This is a genomic window from Ruminococcus sp. RTP21358st1_G6_RTP21358_211008 (genome assembly GCF_040908885.1).
GTDB classification, from domain to species: domain Bacteria; phylum Bacillota; class Clostridia; order Lachnospirales; family Lachnospiraceae; genus Blautia_A; species Blautia_A faecis.
Window position 1 is genome coordinate 23,525 of record NZ_JBDGDM010000023.1, and the last position, 17,747, is coordinate 41,271.

14 protein-coding genes are annotated in these 17,747 nt (G+C 41.3%); all 14 read left to right on the forward strand.

What is annotated here, in order from left to right; translation table 11 throughout:
- Window positions 1–4: 4 nt before the first annotated feature.
- The 14 genes from AB5Z12_RS10655 (at window position 5) to AB5Z12_RS10720 (ending at window position 17,554) form a co-directional block, all read left to right on the forward strand.
- Entirely contained in the window at window positions 5–2,065 is a 2,061-nt protein-coding gene (locus tag AB5Z12_RS10655) for an ATP-binding protein (protein WP_368368638.1), read from the forward strand.
- Between the two features lie 300 nt (window positions 2,066–2,365).
- Complete coding sequence (locus tag AB5Z12_RS10660) at window positions 2,366–3,688, forward strand: MATE family efflux transporter (RefSeq protein ID WP_368368639.1); 1,323 nt, start codon at window positions 2,366–2,368, stop codon at window positions 3,686–3,688.
- A gap of 115 nt (window positions 3,689–3,803) precedes the next feature.
- The gene (locus tag AB5Z12_RS10665; RefSeq protein ID WP_272105091.1) at window positions 3,804–4,490 is read left to right on the forward strand and encodes an MBL fold metallo-hydrolase; all 687 of its coding nucleotides are present in this window, start codon (window positions 3,804–3,806) and stop codon (window positions 4,488–4,490) included.
- Window positions 4,487–4,843, forward strand: a complete 357-nt coding sequence (locus AB5Z12_RS10670; RefSeq protein ID WP_148463109.1) for a VOC family protein — start codon at window positions 4,487–4,489, stop codon at window positions 4,841–4,843. Before AB5Z12_RS10665 ends, AB5Z12_RS10670 begins: the two co-directional genes overlap by 4 nt.
- A 55-nt stretch (window positions 4,844–4,898) precedes the next feature.
- Window positions 4,899–5,357 carry an Lrp/AsnC family transcriptional regulator gene (locus AB5Z12_RS10675; protein ID WP_148463108.1) on the forward strand — a complete coding sequence of 153 codons (459 nt, stop codon included), beginning with the start codon at window positions 4,899–4,901 and terminating at the stop codon, window positions 5,355–5,357.
- 522 nt (window positions 5,358–5,879) lie between these two features.
- Window positions 5,880–7,115 carry an ROK family transcriptional regulator gene (locus AB5Z12_RS10680; protein ID WP_148463107.1) on the forward strand — a complete coding sequence of 412 codons (1,236 nt, stop codon included), beginning with the start codon at window positions 5,880–5,882 and terminating at the stop codon, window positions 7,113–7,115.
- Window positions 7,116–7,267: 152 nt separating this feature from the next.
- Window positions 7,268–8,233, forward strand: a complete 966-nt coding sequence (locus AB5Z12_RS10685) for a substrate-binding domain-containing protein (RefSeq protein WP_148463106.1) — start codon at window positions 7,268–7,270, stop codon at window positions 8,231–8,233.
- Window positions 8,234–8,351: 118 nt separating this feature from the next.
- The gene (locus AB5Z12_RS10690; protein WP_368368640.1) at window positions 8,352–9,830 is read left to right on the forward strand and encodes a sugar ABC transporter ATP-binding protein; all 1,479 of its coding nucleotides are present in this window, start codon (window positions 8,352–8,354) and stop codon (window positions 9,828–9,830) included.
- Complete coding sequence (locus AB5Z12_RS10695; protein WP_148463104.1) at window positions 9,823–10,809, forward strand: ABC transporter permease; 987 nt, start codon at window positions 9,823–9,825, stop codon at window positions 10,807–10,809. The genes AB5Z12_RS10690 and AB5Z12_RS10695 overlap by 8 nt, the downstream gene beginning before the upstream one ends.
- A 30-nt stretch (window positions 10,810–10,839) precedes the next feature.
- Window positions 10,840–11,679, forward strand: coding sequence for a transketolase (locus AB5Z12_RS10700; protein ID WP_148463103.1), 840 nt, complete (start codon window positions 10,840–10,842; stop codon window positions 11,677–11,679).
- A gap of 4 nt (window positions 11,680–11,683) precedes the next feature.
- A complete protein-coding gene (locus AB5Z12_RS10705) occupies window positions 11,684–12,625 on the forward strand; it encodes a transketolase family protein (protein WP_148463102.1) in 942 nt (313 codons plus the stop codon).
- Between the two features lie 25 nt (window positions 12,626–12,650).
- Complete coding sequence (locus tag AB5Z12_RS10710; RefSeq protein WP_148463101.1) at window positions 12,651–14,306, forward strand: ribulokinase; 1,656 nt, start codon at window positions 12,651–12,653, stop codon at window positions 14,304–14,306.
- Between the two features lie 383 nt (window positions 14,307–14,689).
- Window positions 14,690–16,261, forward strand: a complete 1,572-nt coding sequence (locus AB5Z12_RS10715) for an AAA family ATPase (RefSeq protein WP_148463100.1) — start codon at window positions 14,690–14,692, stop codon at window positions 16,259–16,261.
- Window positions 16,262–16,564: 303 nt separating this feature from the next.
- Entirely contained in the window at window positions 16,565–17,554 is a 990-nt protein-coding gene (locus AB5Z12_RS10720) for a LacI family DNA-binding transcriptional regulator (protein WP_118577957.1), read from the forward strand.
- Window positions 17,555–17,747: the final 193 nt, after the last annotated feature.

Here is a 17,747-nt window from a genome sequence, read left to right on the forward strand (position 1 = left end):
TTCAATGAAAATAAATAGTACAGCTGCTAAACATATTAAGAAATATTGCTATATTGTTGGCCTTCTCTCTTTCCTGCTTGCATTTTTTGCGTGTAGCCAGATGATCCGATATCAGGAAAAAGAAAAAAAAGCAGCGGGAATTTATATGGCACAAAGTACGATAAGGAGAGTCAAGGCAAAGCTGGACAATTATATAATGATTTCTGATCTTCTGGGAAATTATATCATTGATGGATCGGATATGGATGAAAACACTTTTTCAGAACTGGCAGAAAAGATCCCAAATGAGGATGGTGTGGTAAAGGCATTTGAGCTGGCACCGGAAGGAATCATAACCGAAATCTATCCTATGCAAGGAAATTCAGAGGCTCTTGGACTGGATGTACTGGGGGAACATGAACGGAAAAAGGATGCAGCTCTGGCTAAGGAAACCGGGGAGTATACACTTGGCGGCCCCTATCAGTTAAAGCAGGGAGGAACCGGAGCATTACTTTTTAAACCGGTTTATCGAATCGATGATTCCGGAGAGAGTAGTTTCTGGGGATTTGTACTCCAGGTGATTGACTGGGACCGTTTTATGAGTGACATAAATCTGCAATCCTTAAGTGAGGCGGATTTCAGTTATAAAATCTGGTCTTATGACAGAAGCAGTGGAGATAAGGTTATTTTTGCCCAGAGTCAGGACGATATGCCGGAAGACAGCCTGACGATAGAATGTGAGATCCCGAATAACACATGGTATTTTGATATTGTGCCTTCGAATGGGTGGATCCCGGTTTCATACTGGCTCCTCGCTATTGCCGCTTCTTATATATTTTCGTTATTGGTCGTTACAATTTATTATCAGATATCCAGCAAAAAGCACAGAGAAAAACAATATGCAGTTGATCTTAAGAATGCAGCGGAGCTGGCGAAAAGTGCAAACGAAGCAAAAACGCGATTTCTGTTTAATATGAGTCATGATATACGGACGCCGATGAATGCGATCATAGGTTTTTCCGGATTACTGGAAAAGAATCTTCAGAACGAGGAAAAAGCAAAGGAATATCTGGGAAAAATCTGTTCTTCCGGAAATCTGCTGATGACGATCATTAACCAGATTCTGGAGATAGCCCGTATTGAAAGCGGTACTACAACGCTGCAGCTGAAAGCTGAGGATATAAACGCAGTGTTTCATACGGTAAACACAGTATTTGAGGAAGATATAAGGAAGAAGAACCTGCAGTATTCGGCAGATTTGGATGTATATCATACGTTTATCTTTTGTGACAGAGTGAAACTTCAGGAGATAATGCTGAATATTATCAGCAATGCAATAAAGTACACGTCCGATGGGCATGCGGTCCATGTAAAGATATATGAGAAAGATTCAGAGGATCCCCGGAAAGCCCGGTTTATTTTTACTTGTGAAGATACAGGCATTGGCATGAGCGAGGAATATCTTCCACATATCTTTGAAGAATTTTCCAGAGAGCATACAACCACAGAGAACAAGGTCGCTGGTACAGGACTGGGCCTTCCTATTGTAAAATCCATGATTGAGTTGATGGGAGGAAGTATCCGGGTAGAAAGCACGCAAGGTGCCGGGACAAAATTCACAGTAGATATTTCTTTTGATACAGCATCAGAAGAGGATGTATATAGGAATCAGATATCTGAACAGCCAGATATATTAGAAAAGCTGAAAGGAAAACGTATTCTTCTTGCAGAGGATAATGATCTGAATGCAGAGATTGCGATAGAACTGCTTGCAGAACAAAAGATCATTGCATACCGTGCGAAGGATGGAGCAGAGTGTCTGGATAAGCTGGAGAAAGCAGTTCCCGGATATTATGATATGATTCTTATGGACATTCAGATGCCGGTGATGGATGGATATAATGCTGCAGCCAGGATACGCAGGATGAAAGATGAGAAGAAAGCCTCCATCCCCATTGTTGCAATGACAGCAAACGCCTTTGCAGAGGACAGGCAGAAGGCAATATCGATGGGAATGAATGATCATGTGGCAAAACCAATTGATATGAATGTACTTTTACCGGTGATAGCAAAGCATATAAGGTGAAAGATCAGTGTTACTGTTCATTGGTAACGTTCCGCGAGGTGTTTTTTGTGAACAAAGTTCACAGAAAACCCGAGAATCTCAGCGCGAAATCATGCGAATGCATGATTTCTGTGCATCGCGAAGTGTGTTACTGGTCACGGGGTGAACCGTAACTAAGAGTAAACGGCGACTTGACTTATTAGTTGCAACCACATATAATTGTTTCGGAACGTAACTTAAAACTTACATTTCGAATACATGAATAAATTCCTATGAAGGGAAGAATAAATGAAATTATGAAACCTGTGGAGGCATATGATAATGTCAAAAGATGAGTATTTAATCACAGATGCGCCTCTTAAAGCGCTGACGGTCTTTGCAATGCCGATGATTCTCGGCAGCTTTTTTCAGCAAATATACAATATGGCTGATTCCATTATCGTCGGTCAGTTTGTGGGCTCCTCCGCACTTGCAGCTGTCGGTGCATGTGCAGCGCTGACCAATGTTTTCATTTGTGTGGCACTGGGTGCCGGTGTGGGTGCCGGTGTGCTTGTGAGCCGCTATTTCGGTGCCAGGGAGTATGGAAAAATGAAAACCATCGTGTCAACGTCTTTGCTTAGCTTTTTGATCCTAAGCATAATCCTTGGTATTTTTGGCTTTAGCTTTTCCCATTGGATGATGAGCGCGTTACAAACCCCTGCAGATATAATGGATGACGCAGTGCTGTATTTGCGGGTCTATTTCGTGGGTTTTCCGTTTTTGTTTATGTACAACATTCTTTCAACGATGTTTACTTCCATAGGCGAATCAAAAATTCCACTGGGACTCCTGATATTCTCGTCAGTCTTAAATATTTTTATGGATCTTTGGATGGTGGCTGGTCTTGATCTCGGCGTGTTTGGTGCGGCGCTTGCAACCTTGATTGCACAAGGCATTTCCGCCGTGTTTTCGCTTCTGATTTTCTTATATCGGATGCGACGATATAAGAGCTCTTTTCAACGATTTGACTGGCGGGAGCTGCATTCCATGCTTCAGATTGCGGTTCCATCAGTTCTCCAGCAGTCTACAGTGTCTATTGGTATGATGATCGTGCAGGCAGTTGTAAATCCTTTCGGCACACAGGCGCTTGCGGGATATGCGGCGACGATGCGGGTGGAGAATGTTTTTTCCCTGATTTTTGTATCTATCGGTAATGCAGTTTCACCATATGTTTCACAGAATCTCGGCGCAAACAAACCTCAGCGTATCAAAAAAGGCTACCAGGCTGCATTGGTGCTGGATGTGTGCTTTGCAGCACTTGCTTTCATCGTTATTGAAACGCTGCATACCCAAATTTCCTCGCTGTTTCTTGGTAAAGACGGAACCGCCCTGGCCTATCAGGTATCCGGGGATTATATGAGATGGCTTGGTTATTTCTTCATTTTTATGGGAATCAAAATGGCAACCGATGGAGTCCTTCGTGGTCTCGGAATCATGCGTCCGTTCCTTATTGCAAACATGGTAAACCTGGCGATTCGCCTGTTTGTTGCCTTGATTTTTGCACCGCGTTTTGGTATTGAATTCGTCTGGCTTGCTGTACCAGCAGGTTGGTTTGCGAACTTTTTAATATCCTATGTGGCGCTCAGGAGATCATCAAGTCTATAGTATCTGGCTGTATTTTGCAGAAAGTTTTTTTAAACATGCTATAGAAAAATGCTTTTCATTGGACGTGCTGCTTCAGAAATAGCTGAAAGAGAACGCGGGAAATGAAGGAGGTATCATGAAAATTACTTACATTAATCACAGTGGTTTTTTAATTGAAACCAGAGACTGCTACTATATTTTTGATTATTACAAGGGTGAATTGCCGCACCTTGACAAGGAAAAAGAAGTAATCGTCTTTTGCAGTCATTTCCACAAGGATCATTTTAACCCACAAATCTTTGGGATTCTTGATGATATGGGGATGACTTATCAGGCAGTCCTGGCGAATGATATACGAAAAAGGAATCATTTATCGGATCTGAAGATCACATATGTTTATCATGATCAGACTTATAATCTGGATAATGGTACTGAAGTTGATACCTTGCTGTCTAACGATAGTGGTGTCGCATTCATTGTCAAAACAAAGGAAGGCACCATTTATCATGCCGGCGACTTAAACGACTGGTACTGGGATGGTGAGCTGAAAGCTGACAACCAGAGACTTACTTCTGCATATCGTGCAGAGATCAGGAAAATTAAGGGTATGCATTTTGATGCTGCATTTGTTCCCTTAGATCCGAGGCAGGGAGATCATTATGCCGACGGGATCCTGTATTTCCTTAAAAATGTAGATTGCAATGTCATTTTTCCAATGCATTACTGGAATGATGCCAGTGTAATTAAGCGGTTCATTACTGAATATCCGCAATATAAGTCACGCATTAAAAACACAGAATGTACAAAAGGAGAAGAAGTATGAAATTTAAGATGATTCACGAAAACTACAATGTGTCAGACCTGGACCGATCTATTAAATTTTACAATGAGGCCCTTGATCTGCACGAGGTAAGAAGAAAGACTACCGATGATTTTATCATCGTGTATCTGAGCAACGATGTAAGTGATTTTGAGCTGGAACTTACCTGGCTTAAGGATCATCCACAGCCATATAATCTGGGTGAATGCGAATTCCATCTGGCATTCCAGGCGGAGGATTACGAGGCTGCGCACAAGAAGCACAAAGAGATGGGCTGCATTTGCTTCGAAAATGAAGCAATGGGAATTTATTTCATCGTAGATCCAGATGGTTACTGGCTTGAGATTGTGCCGTAAAGCTGATTGAGAAATCGAATTAAGCTGACGGATATTATTTTACAGGAGGGCACTTATGTACCTGGATAATTTAGATGAACTGGATCAGAAGATTATCCAGTTACTTATAGAAAATGCACGTATCTCCTACTCGGATATCGGTGAAGAAACCGGCATTTCCAGAGTGGCAGTAAAAGCCCGGATTCAGGCTATGGAGAAAAAGGAGATAATTGAAGAATATACAACAATAATAAATCCTCAAAAAATCAGTGGGGCGGTATCCTGTTATTTTGAAATTGAAATAAAACCAGATCATTTGTCGCAGGTGACAGATATCTTATACAAAGATGATACAGTTACACAGATTTACCGTGTCACAGGAAGAGATAAATTGCATGTACATGCAGTTGCTTCATCAAGTGATGAAATGGAGCACTTCCTGCACAATGTCATTGATACACTGCCCGGTATTATCAGCTGCAGCTGCAATACAATCTTATCACGGATTAAGGATATTAAAGGGTTACGGTTGTAGAGGTCAAATTGAGGTGGAACACTATGGCTTCTTTTGAAGAGAAGGAGGATAAATTTTATTGTTATTATTTGCAATTACAGTGTAGGTAAAATAAAAGGCAATGAACCAGAAATGGTTCATTGCCTTTTGTGCGGTATGGATTATTTTAATTTTTGTTATTCATTGCCCATATTTTCTTTCTGCCGTATAATAGAACTAATCAGATTAGAATTCAAATGATGAACACACAAAAGATTTTCTATGAACACAAGTTTATAACCAAATGAACGGAAATGGGAACCTTTATAATTGCATAATGTTCAACAAATGAACTCTACGTGACAAAAATGGAAAAATATAAAACATGCACAAACTTAATACACGAAATTTGTTCATTAATTTAACACAAAATGATTGACTACTAGGGGGATTTGCGTTAATATAATTAATACAAGGAGACGAGAAATGAACATTACAGAGTGTTAATGATTCGAACACATCAGTCTTAAGTTTAATAAAAAAACACAAAAGGTAGGGACAGCAATGAGACGTGGAATGAATAGCATGGAGATGCAGAAGAACAATCGGATCCTTGTTTTTAAAACTCTTCAGGAGAAAGGCATGATGACCAGAGCAGAGTTAGCCGTAGAGTTAAACCTGCAGAAAGCAACGATCACCAACATTATCAATGAGTTTTTTGAAATGGGGATTGTTGAAGTAAATGGTGAGACTGCCGCTGGACGAAGAGGTGAGAAGCTTAATTTGAAACTGGATGACATTTATACAATGTCCATAGGAATTACCCGTAAGGATTACCAGTTGGCGATTTTTGATCTTAGCGGCAATATGATCAAACACAGCTGCTGCAATTTTCAAAAAGAGAATGGCTTCCGGGAAATTGTTGAAAACCTGAAAGCCGATGCGGTGAAAATGGCAAATGAATATGGAAATAACCGTATCCTAGGAATTTGTCTGGCAGTGCCTGGACTGTTTATCAACAGACCGGAGAAGAACGAAGAAATCTTCATGGTTTCCGAATTCGAAGAGCTGAGCCAGATCAATGTGAAAGCTGAACTTGAAAAAGCACTTGGCAGAAAGGTTATGATCAAGCATGACGCCAAACTTTCCGCTTACGCAGAATGGAGATGTGCAGAGGAAATCAAAGGTCAGGAGCGGGGAAGTCTGGTAGTGGTACGATCCAGAGGATTTGGTATTGGTACTGGATGTGTTGTAAATGGGAATATTATGAATGGTCATTTGGGGCTTGCCGGTGAAGGTGGTTACATGGGAATCAATTATAACCAGGCAAGGGGAAATAAAGGAACCTTTGAATATTGTGCAGGTTCAGAAAGCGCGGCGCGATATGTGAAAGAAAGGTTATTCGAATTTCCAGACACTATTTTAAATGAGAAAAGTACATATCTGGATGTATTTGATGCATACCGGAAAGGGGATGCGCTGGCCACATGGGCAGTACATAAAGTAGCCTGGATGCTGGGATATGGAATTGCCAATATTATCTATCTGATCAATCCAGATTGCATCATTATTGGACCTGATTATCCGGATACAAAAGATTTTGTAAACAAAATCCGGGAGGCTATTCGAAATTTTGTACCTGCATTTGTGGAAGAAAATGCTTCTATAAGATATTCAAAAATCAGTCAGGAATCTTTCCTGTTGGGTGGATTTTACTATACATTTGATAATCTCTGCAGAAGAGATAATATATTTGATCTGATCCGAAGCGCTAAGGATGCGCGGTGGAAACCAGCCTGAAATCGGGCAGTGAAACATGTACTGATCATCTGATTATAACAAAATATGGGAACCTGCTAATGGAATCCGGAGTCCATGAACATCTTTTCGAAAAGTTATAATCAGAAGATAAAATAAATGAGCAGAAACGTAAAAAAAGGAGAAGAATCGAAATGAAAAAAAGAAATCTCGCATTAGCAATGGTACTGGCAATGGCAATGACAACAATGGGAAGCGCAACTGTATTTGCAGACGATGCATCTGATGATGCAGCTGGAAACGACTACACAATCGCATATGTACCGACCACAATGAACAACCCATTCTGGACCGCAATGCTTGGCGGTATCAAAGAAGAGATGGAAGCAAAAGGAATGGACGTTGATTCCCAGCTTGTAACAGTTGATGCAAACAGCGATCAGGCAACCATGAACAACTACGTAAACGACTTAATCGCTCAGGAAGTTGATGCGATCATCCTTGCTCCTATGGATTGTACAGCAGTAACAGAGGCTCTTCAGGCTTGCGAAGATGCTGGAATCCCGGTTATCAACGTAGACACAGCAGTTGATGCATCCGACAAAGTTGTTAGTATTATCGCTTCCGATAACTACAAAGCAGGTGTTGAGTGTGCAAAAGATATGATGAGCAAACTGGACGAGGGTTCCAAGATCGCAGTTATGGATCAGCCATCCGGAACAGCTTGTGTACAGCGTGAGCAGGGCTTCCTTGATACAGTTGGTGATTACTTCGAAATCGTATCTACAACAGATACAGAAGGTGACACAGCTAAGACAATGACAGCAGCAGAAGATGTTTTAACAGCTGATGATGACCTTGCAGCATTCTTCTGCATCAATGATATGGGCGCTCTTGGATGTGTACAGGCCGCTCAGGCAGCAGGCAAAGATGACATCCTGATCTATGGTGTTGATGGTAACCCGGACTTCATGGGATATGTTGCTGACGGTTCTGCTACAGCTTCTGCAGCTCAGCAGCCATCTGTAATCGGACAGAAAGCTCTTGACGCAGCAATCGATACTCTGGAAGGTAAAGAAGTAGAGCATGACCAGACTGTAGACGTAGTTCTGATCAACAAAGACAATATTGCTGATTTCGATGTAACAGATTGGCAGTAATCCATAATCCGTTATTGTCTCGAAATATCGGAAGACAGGAATGAAAACTGGCTGCCAGAGAGTGAAATCTCTGGCAGTTTTTCAGAGGAGCACAAATATGCAAAAAGAACTTTTACGTATGGAAAACATAGTAAAAACTTTCCCCGGTGTTAAAGCGTTGAATAATGCAGCAATCACAGTTCACGCCGGAGAGGTTATGGGATTTATGGGTGAGAACGGAGCCGGTAAATCCACACTGATGAATGTTCTGGGCGGTGTTTTTCCGGCTGATTCAGGAGACATTTATATTGAAGGAAAAAAAGTAGCAATCCATTCAATTCATGAATCTCAGGCTCTGGGAGTTGCATTTATCCATCAGGAACTTGCGCTGGAGCCATATCTTACAATTGCAGAGAACATCTTTCTTGGAAGAGAGATGAAGAACTCTTTTGGTATGGTAAGTAAAGATAAAATGGCAGAAGCCGCAAGACCATTTCTTGAGAGAGTTGGTCTTGATGTAGACCCAAATGAATTTGTAGGAAGACTTTCTATTGGACAGCAGCAGATGGTGGAAATTGCAAAATCATTTTCACTGAATGCGAAGATTTTAATTTTGGATGAACCGACATCTTCTCTTTCTGAAAAAGAGGTAGATGTGTTGTTTGATACAGTACGAGACCTTAAGAAACAGGGAATGGGCATTATCTTCATCACACATAAGATGGCAGAGGTATTCCAGCTTTGTGATGCAGTTACCATTATGCGAGATGGAGAATTTATGGGAGAACGTCAGTCAGCTGAATGTTCAGAGAGTGAGCTGATTTCCCTGATGGTAGGTCGGGACCTGGGTAACTACTATGTTCGTACTTATAATAAACCAGGCGACATCATGATGGAAGTTAAGAACATTAATGCAGGAAAAAGAGCAATCGACTGCAGCTTCCAGGTAAGAAGCGGAGAGATACTTGGTTTCTACGGACTGGTAGGGGCCGGAAGATCTGAGCTTATGAAAGCAATCATGGGACTTGATCCTATGGATTCCGGAGAGATTTATCTGAACGGAGAAAAAACAAAGAAACATGATCCGGCGTACATGCAGAAACATGGTATTGCCCTTGTTCCAGAGAGTAGAAAGACAGAAGGTCTTTTGTTAAACAATACCATCAAGTTCAATACTACACTTGCTGTACTGGATCGTTTCATTAAGAATCTGGTAGTAAATACCCGAAAAGAAGATGAGATCACAGAGGACGGAATCGAGAAACTTCACATTAAGACTCCTTCATCTCTTGTAAACTGTTCTACTCTTTCTGGTGGAAATCAGCAGAAAGTACTGCTGGCGAAATGGCTGGCTACTGATCCGAAGATTCTGATCCTGGATGAGCCGACTCGAGGAATTGATGTCGGTGCAAAAGCAGAGATTTATACCATCATCAACAACCTGGCGAAACAGGGACTGGCAATCATTCTGATTTCTTCAGAGATGCCTGAAGTAATGAACATGAGTGACCGAATGATGATCATGAGAGAAGGTCACATCATGGGTGAGTTAAGTCACGATGAGTATGATCAGGAACGGATTTTGAAGTACGCTATGGGGGTATCCAACAATGAATAATAAAAAATCACAGAGCTACGTAGGCCGGGCTGTAAAAAACTATTTTTCCCAGAACTGGGGAATCTTATTAGGCTTAGCAATTCTTTGCGTAATCTTTTCCATCTTTGGAAATAACTTTTTGACACAGAAAAACATTCTTAACCTGTTAAGAACATGTGCAACAAACTGCTTCCTTGCAATCGGTGTTCAGATGGCAATCATCCTTGCTGGTATTGACCTGACCGGTGGTGCACTTGCAGCGTTGAGTGGTGTTATGACCGTTGCAGCTTTCCAGTGGTGGGGATTCCCGGTACAGCTTGCTGTTCTTATGGGTATTCTGATTGGTGTTGTAATCGGTTTACTGAATGGTGTAATTGTTGCTTACACAGGAATCCATCCATTCGTTGTAACACTGGCAATGCAGTCCCTCTGTCGTGGTACTGCTTATCTGGTAGCAAACGGATCTCCTGTAACAGCTTATGGTAACGATGGTTTCGCAAAAATCGGACAGGGTTCTCTTGGACCAGTTCCGCTTCCAGTTGTATATATGATCATTTTCCTGATCCTGGACTATTTCTTCCTTAATAAAACCCAGACAGGACGTCATATCTATGCAGTTGGTGGAAACGAAGTATCCGCTCGTTTCTCCGGTATTAATGTAAAGAAGATTAAAATTCTTGTATGGACAATCAGTGGTGCGCTTGCTGGCTTCTGCGGTGTAGTTCTTGCTTCCCGTCTTGCTTCCGGACAGCCATCCACAGGCGAAGGTTATGAGACAGATGCGATTGCAGCAGCGGTACTTGGTGGAACCTCTTTCTTCGGTGGTACAGGTTCTGTAGGTGGACTTCTGATCGGTGTTCTGATCATCGGACTTATTTCAAATGGATTAAACTTAATGCATGTCAACTCTTATTGGCAGTTTGTATTAAAGGGAATTATCATCATCGCAGCAGTTTATGTTGATATGGTGAAACAGAAAAAACAGAACGCAGCAAAATAATCATATAAATTCAAAAAGGAGACTAAACAAATGGACAGCAAGAAGAAAAAAGAGTTGGAGTTATGGGCTGCAAAAATTCGTAAAACAGCTTTGCAGACAATCCAGACTGCAGGTTCCGGACATATTGGAGGATCTTTCTCCATCTGTGATATTATGTCAGTACTGTATTTCGACAAAATGAATGTAGATCCGGCAAACCCGGACAAGCCAGACCGTGACAGACTTGTTCTTTCCAAAGGACACTGCTCACCGGCAATGTATGCAACATTAGCTCTCAAGGGATTTTTCCCGGTAGAACATCTTTCTACATTCCGTAAACTGGACAGTGATCTTTCCGGACATGTAGAGATTCATGTGCCAGGTGTTGATATGTCTGCGGGTTCTCTTGGACAGGGACTTTCCACGGCTCTTGGAATGGCTATGTATGCAAAAGCAAATAAGACTGGAAACCGTGTATTCTGTATCATGGGAGATGGTGAAATTCAGGAAGGCCAGGTTTGGGAAGCTGCTATGTGTGCAGGCTTCTATAAAGCTGATAATCTGATCGCATTTGTAGATAATAACAATCTTCAGCTGGATGGCTCTCTGGAAGAAGTTATGTCTCCATACCCGATCGGTGACAAATTCAAAGCATTTGGCTGGAATGTGATCGAAATCGACGGACATGATGTAGAGCAGATCGCAGACGCTGTAGAGCTTGCTTCTGTAGTAACCGGAAAACCTACTGCAATCGTAGCACATACTATTAAAGGCAAAGGCGTTTCCTTATTTGAAAATAATGTTGACTTCCACGGCGGACAGCCAAAACCGGAACAGTGGCCGGCATGTTTTGCTGAATTGGATGCTAGACTTGCGGAACTGGAGGACTGATAAAATGGGAGAGAATATTTCAACAAGAGTAGCATATGGACGTGCATTAGCTGAATTTGGTGCAGATGAGAACATCTATGTATTTGACGCAGACTTAAAGAAATGCACCATGACACTTTATTTTTCAGAGAAATATCCGGAACGTTTTTACAACATCGGTATTGCTGAGGCAAACATGGTAGATGTTGCAGCTGGTTTTGCAACATGTGGAGCAACTGCTCTGGTACATACATTCGCTATTTTTGCAGCAGGCCGTGTTTATGACCAGGTAAGAAACAATGTCTGCTATCCAGGATTAAATGTAAAGGTAGTAGGAAGCCACGCTGGCCTTACAGTTGGTGAGGATGGTGCAACCCATCAGGCTCTTGAGGACATCAGCCTTATGCGTACAATTCCGGGAATGACTGTAATTGTTCCATGTGACGCAAATGAGACTCGTCTTGCAACAAAGGCTATGCTTGATTTCCAGGGACCATGCTATTTCCGTACAGGGCGTCCGGCAGTTGAGTGTGTAACTGATACAATTGAGAATTACTCATTCGAGATTGGCAAAGGCGTACAGCTGAAAGATGGTAAAGACGTTACAATCATTGCATGTGGCCTTATGGTTCAGGAAGCTCTGAAAGCACAGAAACTTCTGGAGGCTGAGGGAATCAGTGCAAGAGTTATTGATATGCATACAATTAAACCGATTGACCGTGATATCATTCTCAAAGCAGCAGAAGAGACCGGTGCAATTGTTACAGCAGAAGAGCACAATGTGATCGGCGGACTTGGAGCAGCTGTTGCAGAAGTTCTGGTTCAGAACAAGAGTATTCCGACTGAGTTTGTTGGAGTTCAGGATACATTTGGACATTCCGCTTCTCCGGCAGAACTGCTGAAACATTACGGATTAACCCCTGAGAATATTGCTGAGAAAGCAAAGAAAGCAATTTCCAGAAAATAATTACAGGAAAGAAACGGTTAAGCAAATGGCAGAAAGTTATGTAATTGGAGTTGACTTCGGAAGTGATTCTGTTCGTGTGCTTATTGTAAATACAGAGACTGGGGAAAATGTTGGACAGGGTGTTGCCTGTTATCCACGTTGGAAAGCTGGACTCTATCAGCATCCGGAGCACAGCATTTTCCGCCAGCATCCATTAGATTATCTGGAATCTTTGGAAAAATGCATTACGACAGCACTGGCAGAGCTTACCGAAGAGCAGAAAGATCATGTGATTGGAATTGGAGTGGACACTACTGGTTCCACTCCGGTTCCGGTAGATAAAAATGGAACTCCGCTGGCGCTGCTTGATGAGTTTGCAGAGAATGAAAACGCCATGTTTTTCCTCTGGAAGGATCACGCTGCAGCTGCTGAGGCGGACGAGATAAACAAGTTATTCAGAAACAACAGTGAGAATGACTATACCAAATACCAGGGAGATTACAGTGCGGAATGGTACTGGGCAAAAATCCTTTATGCAGTGAGACATGATGAAGCAATCCGCCAGGCAGCTTATACCTGGGAGGAGCATTGTGACTGGATGACTGGTATTCTTTGCGGGGAAACAAGACCGGAGAAAATTTACCACAGTGCGTGTGCAGCTGGTCATAAGGCTTTGTGGCACAGCGAGTGGAACGGTCTGCCGGCAGCTTCTGTTCTGGAACAGCTAGATCCGTATCTGGTACAGGTTCGCGAGCGGTATGGAAATGCACCGCAGCCGTCTACTGTGAAGGTTGGAACTCTTTGTCCGGAATGGGCTAAGAAACTGGGATTAAAAGAGAGTACTGTGATTTCAGGAAGCTCTTTTGATGCTCATGCAGGCGCTGTGGGTGCTGGTATTCAGAAGAAGACTTTTGTATGTACGATGGGAACTTCTTGTGTGGATATGTTCGTGGAGAAGCCGGAGAACCTGAAGGGAAAAGATATTCAGGCGTACTGTGGACAGGCTGAGAATTCCATTTTGCCTGGATACGTAGGCGTGGAGACCGGACAGGCGGCTTTTGGAGATATATTTGCATGGTTTAAGAGGCTGTTGGAGTGGCCGCTGGCAGAACTTGCAGCTGATGAGAATTCTGGTATTTCAGATGAACTATACAAAAAAGTCGAAGATCGGATTTTGATTATGCTGCAGAAGAAGGCGGAAGAACTTCCGGAAGAGCCATTCCCAATTGCACTGGACTGGTTTAATGGGCGCCGTTATCCAAATACAGACGATTTCCAGAGATCTGCCATTTCCGGATTATCGCTGGGAATGGATGCGCCGTATCTCTACCGCAGTCTTGTGTTTGGAGCCGTATGTGGTCTGTACCGTCTGATTGAAGGTTTCGAGAAACAGGAAATTGATATTGAAAAGGTGATCGCGGTAGGTGGAATTTCCAAGAAATCACCTTATGTTATGCAGATGTTGTCTGACTTAAGCGGACGTGAGATACACATTCTGGACAGTGACCAGACATGTGCACAGGGAGCCGCTATGTATGCCGCTGTGGGAGCTGGAATTTACGAGACATTGGAAGTGGCAGCAGAGCATATGGCAGCGAAATGTATTAAGATTTGCAAACCGGATTCTGAGAAGAAAGACTGGTATAAGAAACATTACCAGGAGTATCTGAAACTGGCAGAAGCGGTTAATAAATTAAGTTGAAGATAGAAATTGCTATAAAATTTTGAAAAAACCTCGGAAAATGCAGGCTGGTATTCAGGAAAGGTGAGTACCGCCTGTATTTTTGGCTTCTTTAATAGTGCTGTCGCCGGTTGGCAAGAATAGTGTGAAAGAATAATTGTAATATTGTTTTAATGTTTACGGCAACAAGATATCAGAAAAGATGGTGTAATTAAACTTTGCGAAATGAAGTTTATAGACGAATCCTTTCTCAAACACATTCTAAAAAGAGAATGGAGATCAAAGTGTGGCGCACATCTTGCGAAAATCCTTTTCAAACAGGCTCTAAGGTAGTCAAAAGCAAAAAAATGTTATATACTTACGCTATAAGAATATGGAAACGGATAAGGACACAGGAGGTAACCATGGGCAGATATCTGAATCCGGGAATGGAGAGCTTTGAAAAAAGCGTAAATTCTGAAATCTACGTAGATAAAACTGGTTTGGTCGGATACACGAATCGGGTAATGAATACAGTGCAGGGATATGTCTGCGTCAGCCGCCCGCGGAGGTTTGGAAAATCCATGGCTGCGAATATGCTTACGGCATATTACAGCAGAGGCTGTGATTCCAGAGAAATATTTTCCAAATTTGAAATATCCGAGAGTCCTGATTTTGAAAAGTACAGAAATAAGTATAATACCATTTTTTTGAATATGCAGGAGTTTCTGAGTAGAAGCGATAGTGTTGAAGCATTGGTTGACCGGGTAAAAAAACTTGTTTTGCGGGATCTGAAGCGAGAATATCCGGATGTGGATTATTTTGACGATACGGATCTGGTGGAATCCATGCAGGATATTTATGAGACTGAGAAGTGTCCATTTGTTGTTATTATAGATGAGTGGGACTGTATTTTCAGGGAGTTCAGGCAGAATAAGGAAGCACAGGAGAAATACCTGGATTTCCTGAGAGACTTGCTGAAGGATAAGGCATGTATTCACTTAGCGTATATGACGGGTATTTTGCCAATAAAGAAATATGGAACCCATTCTGCATTAAATATGTTTGATGAATTTTCCATGATAAATCCAGGCCCTCTTGCACCGTATGTGGGTTTTACTGAGGTGGAAGTGGAATATCTGTGCCATAAATACAGGATGGATATGGAAGAAGTAAAAGCCTGGTATGATGGATATTCATTTTCTATGGCGGCATCTGTTTATAGTCCGCGTTCTGTTGTAAACAGTATGCTCTTCGGAAAAATAGAGAATTACTGGAATCAGACGGAAACATTCGAGGCCCTGCAGGTTTATATTGATATGAATTTTGATGGCCTGAAGGATGATGTTTTGAGCATGATTGCAGGGGAAAGGATTCCGGTTAATACGGGAAGCTTTACCAACGATATGACAACCTTCCGAACAGAGGATGATGTATTGACATTGTTGATTCATCTGGGGTATCTGGCTTATGATTCGGAGAATAAGGTGGTGAAGATTCCGAATAATGAAGTGCGAAATGAGTATGTTAACAGTGTAGCTGCATCGGACTGGGGCGAGGTATCAATTGCGCTGAAGCAATCTGCTGACACGTTAAATGCAATCTGGCAGAGACGGCCACAACAGGTTGCGGAAGGAATACAACTGGCTCATTTTGAAACGTCTCATATTCAGTATAATGATGAAAACGCCTTGAGTTATACGATTTCTCTTGCTTTATATGCTGCAAGGAATTTTTATACAATGCACAGGGAATTGGCTGGCGGAAAGGGATTTGCGGATATTGTATTTATTCCACGTAAGAAATTTCAGGATAAACCGGCACTTGTGGTAGAGCTGAAATGGGACAAGAGTGCAGATGGGGCAATCAGCCAGATTAAAAGAAAAGAATATTGCAGAAGTCTGGAAGAATATGCTGGAAATGCACTTCTGGTTGGAGTGAATTACAATAAGAAAACAAAATTACATGAATGTATGATTGAAGAGTATAAATTTTGAAATATAAGATATAAAAATGTATATTGATCGAGGCTGTCAGGAGTGTGAACGGACAGCCTCGATTGTTTGTGACTTTCTCGATGTTCAATTTTTTATCCAATTTTCATTTTGATAAAAATTAATTGAAATAAACTGTGTAAATTATTGCATAAAATGAATTTTAAGACTTTAATTTTGTAAAAAACATCCAAAAAAGATTGTAATGTAAAATGGCAAATGATATACTGTTGCTACATACAATAAGAAATACAACATAATAACAGGAAGAAAAATAGTTTGTATGAAAGTGAAGGAGGCGATTGTTTGGCTAGTATAAAAGAAGTAGCACAGAAGGCTGGAGTTGGTGTTGGTACGGTATCGAGGGTTTTAAATTCTACAGGGTATGTATCGGATGAGACACGAATTAAAGTAGAGACCGCAATGAAAGAATTAAATTATATTCCAAATGAACTTGCAAGAAATTTGTTAAGTAAGAAAAGTGGAATTGTCGCAATTATTATTCCCAAAATATCACATCCGTTTTTTGCAGAGGTAGTTTTATATGCTGAAGCAGAACTAATGAAAAAGGGATATAAGACAATGATCTGTAGTACCTACAGTGAGCAGAACTACGAAAAAGAATACATTAATATGTTGAACAGACATATTGTGGATGGGATCATAGCAGGAAGCCATATGCTGGATTTTGAGGAATATCAAGGTGTGCAGGGACCCATTGTTGCGTTGGATCGTTTTTTGGGTGAAAATATTCCTGTTGTTTCAACAAATCATAAGATTGGCGGAAAATTGGCGGCAGAGGAATTGGTTAGAAATAATTGTCGTTGTGTGTTACAGATTCAAGGCGCTCGAGTAGTTGATTCTCCGTCACATGAAAGGCATTATGAGTTTGAGCGATACATGAAAAAACGTGGTGTGACTGTTTATTCCCATGAAATGGACTGGAATGATTTTGATTATGGACAGTATGATGTAATGGCAGATATGCTTATGGATAAGTATCCGGATATTGATGGGATTTTTGCAGTGGATATGGTAGCAATTGCATGTATAAGACAGCTATTAAAACGCAAGAAAAAAGTTCCAAGAGATGTAAAGGTAGTAGCTTATGATGGAACTTATGTAGCGAAAGTTGGAGTTATGAACCTGACTGTTGTACAGCAGCCTATTGAGGAGCTGGCAAAACGTGCAGTTAATATTTTGCTTAATATGATACAGGGGAAAAAGTATCATAATAAAAAAGTGTTTTATGAGCCTACGTTACTTCTGGGAGATACGACAGATGATAAAGAATAAAACGTGGAAGAAAGTGTTACAATTTATCCTAATTGAATTTGTGCAAAATAAATAAAAAATATAAAAATGGAACGGATTCCATATAAAACTATTGACAAAAATAAGAGCAGAGTATATACTCGTAACCATAAAGGATGAGCGCACATCTAGGTAACTCGTATCAAATAATGTATTGGAGCTAAGGATTTCTGAA

Bases quoted from the DNA above. Each gene is read 5' to 3' on its own strand.
- AB5Z12_RS10655 (WP_368368638.1), top strand. From the start codon at position 5: ATGAAAATAAATAGTACAGCTGCTAAACATATTAAGAAATATTGCTAT.
- AB5Z12_RS10660 (WP_368368639.1), top strand. From the start codon at position 2,366: ATGTCAAAAGATGAGTATTTAATCACAGATGCGCCTCTTAAAGCGCTG.
- AB5Z12_RS10665 (WP_272105091.1), top strand. From the start codon at position 3,804: ATGAAAATTACTTACATTAATCACAGTGGTTTTTTAATTGAAACCAGA.
- AB5Z12_RS10670 (WP_148463109.1), top strand. From the start codon at position 4,487: ATGAAATTTAAGATGATTCACGAAAACTACAATGTGTCAGACCTGGAC.
- AB5Z12_RS10675 (WP_148463108.1), top strand. From the start codon at position 4,899: ATGTACCTGGATAATTTAGATGAACTGGATCAGAAGATTATCCAGTTA.
- AB5Z12_RS10680 (WP_148463107.1), top strand. From the start codon at position 5,880: ATGAGACGTGGAATGAATAGCATGGAGATGCAGAAGAACAATCGGATC.
- AB5Z12_RS10685 (WP_148463106.1), top strand. From the start codon at position 7,268: ATGAAAAAAAGAAATCTCGCATTAGCAATGGTACTGGCAATGGCAATG.
- AB5Z12_RS10690 (WP_368368640.1), top strand. From the start codon at position 8,352: ATGGAAAACATAGTAAAAACTTTCCCCGGTGTTAAAGCGTTGAATAAT.
- AB5Z12_RS10695 (WP_148463104.1), top strand. From the start codon at position 9,823: ATGAATAATAAAAAATCACAGAGCTACGTAGGCCGGGCTGTAAAAAAC.
- AB5Z12_RS10700 (WP_148463103.1), top strand. From the start codon at position 10,840: ATGGACAGCAAGAAGAAAAAAGAGTTGGAGTTATGGGCTGCAAAAATT.
- AB5Z12_RS10705 (WP_148463102.1), top strand. From the start codon at position 11,684: ATGGGAGAGAATATTTCAACAAGAGTAGCATATGGACGTGCATTAGCT.
- AB5Z12_RS10710 (WP_148463101.1), top strand. From the start codon at position 12,651: ATGGCAGAAAGTTATGTAATTGGAGTTGACTTCGGAAGTGATTCTGTT.
- AB5Z12_RS10715 (WP_148463100.1), top strand. From the start codon at position 14,690: ATGGGCAGATATCTGAATCCGGGAATGGAGAGCTTTGAAAAAAGCGTA.